The organism is Amycolatopsis sp. NPDC006125, assembly GCF_040614195.1.
GTDB lineage: Bacteria > Actinomycetota > Actinomycetes > Mycobacteriales > Pseudonocardiaceae > Amycolatopsis_E > Amycolatopsis_E tucumanensis.
Map to the genome: position 1 here is coordinate 1 of NZ_JBEXTZ010000198.1, position 5,870 is coordinate 5,870.

The 5,870-nt window shown below is 71.9% G+C and carries 3 protein-coding genes; all 3 read left to right on the forward strand.

Annotated features, from left to right (window positions below):
* Nucleotides 1-3,801 (forward strand): DUF6531 domain-containing protein (locus ABZ193_RS43115; RefSeq protein ID WP_354714607.1); only part of this gene is annotated, 3,801 nt, incomplete at its 5' end.
* A 3-nt stretch (nt 3,802-3,804) separates the two neighbouring features.
* Nucleotides 3,805-4,287 (forward strand): hypothetical protein, encoded by a 483-nt coding sequence (locus tag ABZ193_RS43120; protein WP_237340283.1) that lies wholly within the window; start codon nt 3,805-3,807, stop codon nt 4,285-4,287.
* A gap of 73 nt (nt 4,288-4,360) precedes the next feature.
* Complete coding sequence (locus tag ABZ193_RS43125) at nt 4,361-5,740, forward strand: FAD-linked oxidase C-terminal domain-containing protein (protein WP_354714609.1); 1,380 nt, start codon at nt 4,361-4,363, stop codon at nt 5,738-5,740.
* Nucleotides 5,741-5,870 lie beyond the last annotated feature (130 nt).

Consider the following 5,870-nt stretch of genomic DNA (forward strand, 5'->3'; position numbering starts at 1 on the left):
AAGACGATCGGGAACGTGTCGCCGCGGATCAGCCGGGTGATCGGCAAGCTGGACGAGATCATTCAGCAGTTGAGCAAGCTGGGCCGCAAGCTGGGCGGTGAGGGCACCGCCCCGTCGGCCGCGCACGGCGGCGGCGGGAAGGTCGACACGCCGGACCTCGACGGCCCCACGAGCCCGGACACCCCCAACAGTCCCGACACCCCCGACGGCGTCGACGGCACCCCGGGCAACGGCCAGGCCGGCGGTGACGGCCCGTCCCGGGCCAGGGACTCGGCCGAGGACCCGCGCAAGTCCGGCCAGGACGAGGACTCCACCTGCACGAACGGCGACCCGATCAACGTCTTCACCGGCGAGGTGATCCTGCCGCAGGTGGACGTCGACCTCCCGGCGGTGCTGCCGTTGACCGTGCGGCGGCGGCACGCCTCGGCCTACCGGCTCGGCCGGTGGTTCGGGCGGACCTGGGCGTCCACGTTCGACCAGCGCCTCGAGGTCGAGGACGACGGGATCTACTTCGTCACCGAGGACGGCCGCGTCCTGGTCTACCCGCACCCGGTGCGTGACGGTCAGCCCGTGTTCCCGGTCGAGGGGGCCCGCTGGCCGCTCGTCCGCACCGGGGACGAGTACGTGGTCACCCACCGGCAGAAGCGTGAGCGGTACACCTTCGGTCCCGTCGACGGCGCGCCGGACGGCGAGCTGCCGCTGCGCTCGGTCGTGGGCCGGACGGGGCAGCGCCTGGACGTGGACTACGAGAACGGCGCCCCCAGCGAGCTCCGGCACTCGGGGAACTACCGGGTGGCGGTCACCGCGGCGGGCGGCCGCATCACCGCGCTGACCCTCCGCGGCGCGGACGGAGCACCGGACGTCCCGCTGCTCCGGTACGGCTACGACGACGAGGGCCGCCTCACCGAGGTGTTCAACTCGTCGAACCGGCCCCTGACCTTCGCCTACGACCGGTCGGGGCGCATCACGCGCTGGGTGGACCGCAACGGCGAGTGGTACGGCTTCCACTACGACGGCCTTGGCCGGTGCGTCCGGACCGAGGGTTCCGGCGGCGCGCACACCGGAACGCTGCGGATCGACCAGGACGCCCTCGTCTCGGTGTGGACCGACGCGGCGGGCCACGAGACCACCTACCGCTTCAACGAGCTGCGGCAGATCGTCGAAGAGGTCGACGCACTGGGCGGCAGCACCCGCTCGGAGTGGGACCGCTACGACCGGCTGCTGTCCCGGACGGATCCGCTGGGCCGCACCACGTCCTACCGCTACGACGACGCCGGCAACCTGGTGACCCTGACCCGCCCGGACGGCACCCAGCGGCTGTTCAGCTACGACCGGGACGACCAGCTGGTCGCCACCGTCGAGCCGACGGGCGCGGTGACGCGGCGGGACTACGACGAGGCCGGGAACCTCGTCGCGGTCACCGACCCCGCCGGAGCCGTGACCCGGTACCGGTACGACGAACGCAACCACCTGTCGGCGATCGTCGATCCGCTGGGCGGCGTGCACCAGGTCGAGACCAACGACGCCGGTCTCCCCGTCGCCATGACCGGCCCGGACGGTGCGGTGAACCTGTTCGGCCGCGACCAGTTCGGCCGGATCCGGTCCCGGACCGACCCGGCCGGGGCGACGACCACCTACACCTGGACCGTCGAGGGGCTGCTGTTGTCCCGCACCGGTCCGGACGGCACGGTCGAGCGCTGGCAGTACGACGGGGAAGGCAACCAGACCGCGGGAGCCGGCGCCGCGGGCGAGCTGACGCACGTCGTCAGCACCCACTTCGACCTGCCCGCCGCCGTCACGACCCCGGACGGGAACCGCCTCGAGTACACCTACGACGAGAAGATGCGGCCGGTCGTCGTGCGCAATGCGGCCGGCTCGGAGTGGCGGTACGTCTACGACGCCGTCGGCAACCTCGTCCGCGAGACGGACTTCACCGGCCGGACCCTCGCCTACACCTACGACGCGGCGGGGCAGGTGGTGTCGCGGACGAACGGTGCGGGGGAGACCACGCGCTTCACCTACGACCTGGTGGGGAACCTCGTCGAGCGGCAGACGGGCGACGCGCCGCCGGCCCGGTTCACCTACGACGCGGCGGGACGCCTGGTGCGCGCGGTGAACGCCGACGCCGACGTGCGCTTCGAGCGGGACGAGGCCGGGCGCGTCGTCGCCGAAACCGTGAACGGCCGCACCGTCGAGTCCCGGTACGACCTGCTCGGCAGGCCGGTGTACCAGCGCACCCCGACGGGCGTGGAGAGCCGGTGGAGCTACGACGCGGGCGGCAGGCCGTCCGTGCTGAGCGCCGCGGGCCGCACCATGAGCTTCCGCTACGACAGCGCGGGCAGGGAAGTGGAACGCCTGCTCGACACCGGGATCTCCCTGGCGCAGGAGTGGGACGCGGGCAACCGCCTGCTCGCGCAGACGTTGTCCGCGGTGTCGGCCGCGTCGCCGGTCCGGCGGATCCAGCACCGCACCTACCGGTACCGCGCGGACGACCAGCTCGTGGCGACCGCCGATCAGCTCGGCGGGCTCCGCGAGTTCGACCTGGACCAGGCCGGTCGGGTCGTCGGCGTCCGCGGCGCGGGCTGGGCGGAGCGCTACGACTACGACCGCGTGGGCAACCTCCGGGCCGCGCACAACCCGGCCGATCCCGAGGCGAGCGGGCCGCGCGAGGTCAGCGGCACGCTCACCGTCGCCGCCGGGAACGTCCGGTACGCCTACGACCGTCAGGGGCGGATGGTGCTCCGGCAGCGGAAGCGGTTGTCCGCGAAACCGGACAACTGGCACTTCGCCTGGGACGGCGAAGACCGGCTGGTCGGGCTGGTCACCCCGGACGGGACGCGGTGGCGGTACGCCTACGACGCGCTGGGACGGCGCATCAGCAAACAGCGCATCGCCGCGGACGGGCACACCGTCGCCGAGCGGACCGACTTCGTCTGGGACGACACGGTCCTGGTGGAGCAGATCGAATCCGGTGGCCGGACCAAGGCGTGGCACTGGCTGCCGGACACGCTGCAGCCGGTGAGCCAGACCGAGCGGCTCTGGAACACCCGCGACCAGGCCTGGGTCGACCGCGAGTTCTACGGCATCGTGACCGACCTGATCGGCACCCCGACCGAGCTGGTGGACGCCGCGGGCAACCTGGCCTGGCGGGCGACCAGGTCGGTGTGGGGCCTGGTCGCCGGTGTCGGCGCCGCCGACACCCCGTTGCGGTTCCCCGGGCAGTACCACGACCCGGAGAGCGGTCTGGACTACAACTACCACCGCTACTACGTGCCCGAGCTCGGACGCTACGCGAGCCAGGACCCGCTCGGCCTGGTCGCCGGGCCGAACCCGCAGGCCTACGTCCCGAACCCGATGACGTGGCTCGACCCGCTGGGACTGGTGCCCTGCCGCGACTGCGACGCGCAGAAGGAAGAACTGCCCAAGGGCGACAACCGGTGGTTCGACCAGCGGCGGGAGGCGTTCAACGCCGCGCGTGACCGGGCCGGCATCCCCAACAGCGCGTCGCCCGTGCGGCAGTGGACCGTCGGTGACAACCCGGCCTTGCAGGGGCGGGGCAACTACCACTACGACAGCGCCCCCGGCGCACACGGCCGCTACTACGAGTACGAGACGCCGAACGGCCCGAGGGTGATCGCCGAGCACACGAACGACCCGCGCGCGCCGCACCCGCACTTCCACGCCTACCAGCCGAAGGCGGGCCACGACGGGGTGGTGATCGGTGAGAAGTACGACCGGGTCGATGGTCCGCACCACTACTACTATGGGTCGCATGCTCCGAGCTGGCCGGCGGGTGACTGAGCCGTGACCGGGTCCGCGCGCGACCGGCGGCTCCGGTTGCTGCAGGCGAAGAAGGCCGAACAGCTCAAGGACCGTCTGTCCGCTTTCGACACCGGTGAGTTCGCCCAGTGGCCGGACTTCCCGGAGTGGCTGCGCGACGAGTTCGTCAAGACCCGGCGGACGACCGCCGAGCCGGACTCGGTGCTGCCCGAGTCGGCGGACGACGACGAGATCCGCGCCTGGCAGGCGGAGTTCGCCGCACGGGCCGGGCTCGACGGGCGGCTGTACGTGCTCACCGGGGTGGACGACTTCCCGTGGCTCTACTGCGCCGCGCGGGACGACCGCTGGGCGGAGGAGATCGGCGAGGTGCTGGGGTACGGCTGGACCGCGATCGGCGCCGGGAAGGACCGTCTCGTGGTGTTCTACGAGGAGGAGTACGAGTACCAGGCGTTCCTGGTGGCGCCGGGGCACCTCCGGGACGACGACGGCCGGTTGCGCGAGCTGTAGCGGGGGTCTCACCTGCCGCTCAGCGGGCCTGGCGGCCGTCGTCACACCGGTAGCCTCCTCGGTGGAGGTTGTGATGGATTCCCCGACACTGGTGGCCGCCCTGAGGCGGGTCGTTCCGGCTGAGCGCGTGGTGGACGACCCGGCCGTGGTCGAGTCCTACCTGCAGGACCACGCGGAGTGGGCCGAATACGGGCAGGCCGCCGCGGTGGTGCGGCCGCGCGGGACCGCCGAGGTGCGCGACGTCGTGCGGTTCGCTGCTGAGCACCGGATCCCGGTGGTTCCCCGCGGGGCCGGGACGGGCCTGTCCGGCGGGGCGAACGCCGTCGACGGCTGCATCATGATCTCGTTCGAGTCGATGGACTCGGTGCTGGAGATCGACCGGGCCGAGCGGCTCGCGGTCGTGCAGCCGGGCGTGGTGAACGACGACCTGCGGGCGGCCTGCGCCGAGCAGGGGCTGTGGTACCCGCCGGACCCGGCGAGCTCGCCGTGGTCGACGATCGGCGGGAACGTGGCCACCAACGCCGGCGGGCTGTGCTGCGTGAAGTACGGTGTGACCAGGGATTACGTGCTGGCGCTGGAGGTGGTCACCGGGCGCGGCGAGGTCGTGCGGCTGGGCCGTCGCACCGCGAAGGGCGTCGCCGGGTACGACCTGTGCGGCCTGATGGTCGGCTCCGAGGGCACGCTCGGGGTGATCACCGAGGTGACGGTGCGGCTGCGTCCGCGGCGCGAGCCCGAACGCACCATCGCCGGGTACTTCGACTCGGTGATCGCCGCTGGCGAGGCGGTGAGCGCGGTGTCCGCGTCGGGGGTGATCCCGTCCGCGCTGGAGCTGGTCGACCGGCACTGCCTGGAGGCGGTCGACGCGTGGAAGAACATGGGCCTGTCCACGGAGGCGAACGTGGTCCTGTTGGGCCGCGTCGACACTCCGGGGCATGCCGGCGAGGAGGAGGCCCGCACGATCCTGCGGTGCTTCGAGGAGGCCGGCGCGAACTGGGCGGCGCTGTCCACGGACGAGCACGAGGCCGAAGCCCTGTTCGACGCGCGGCGCCTGGCGTACCCCGCGCTGGAGCGGCTCGGCCCGGTGCTCACCGAGGACGTGTGCGTGCCGCGAGCGCTGGTGCCGGAGATGCTGGCGCGGATCGAAAAGGCCGCCGCGACGCACGACACGCTGATCGCGAACATCGCCCACGCCGGCGACGGAAACCTCCACCCGCTGCTCATCACACCCATCGGAGATGACGCGGCCAGGCGCCGGGCACAGGCCGCATTCGAGGACATCATCGCCGACGCGGTAGAGCTGGGCGGCACGGTGACCGGCGAGCACGGAATCGGCTTGCTCAAACGCGGCGGCTTGCGTCGCGAGGTTAGCCACGAGGTCCTGGAGATGCACCGCGCGGTCAAAAATGCCTTGGACCCACACGGAATCCTGAACCCAGGGAAGGTTTTCGTTTAACACAAACAACAAACCGCCGCCCGGCAACGGAAAAAAGCCGACTACCCCAACCAGACCTCCCCCGCCCCCGATCCACAGCCGATCTTTAGTCGCCGACCAGGCTTGTCAAGGCACGCTTTCCCGCCTTGAC

Excerpts from the sequence above, each read along its gene's own strand:
- ABZ193_RS43125 (WP_354714609.1), top strand. The coding sequence starts at position 4,361 with ATGGATTCCCCGACACTGGTGGCCGCCCTGAGGCGGGTCGTTCCGGCT.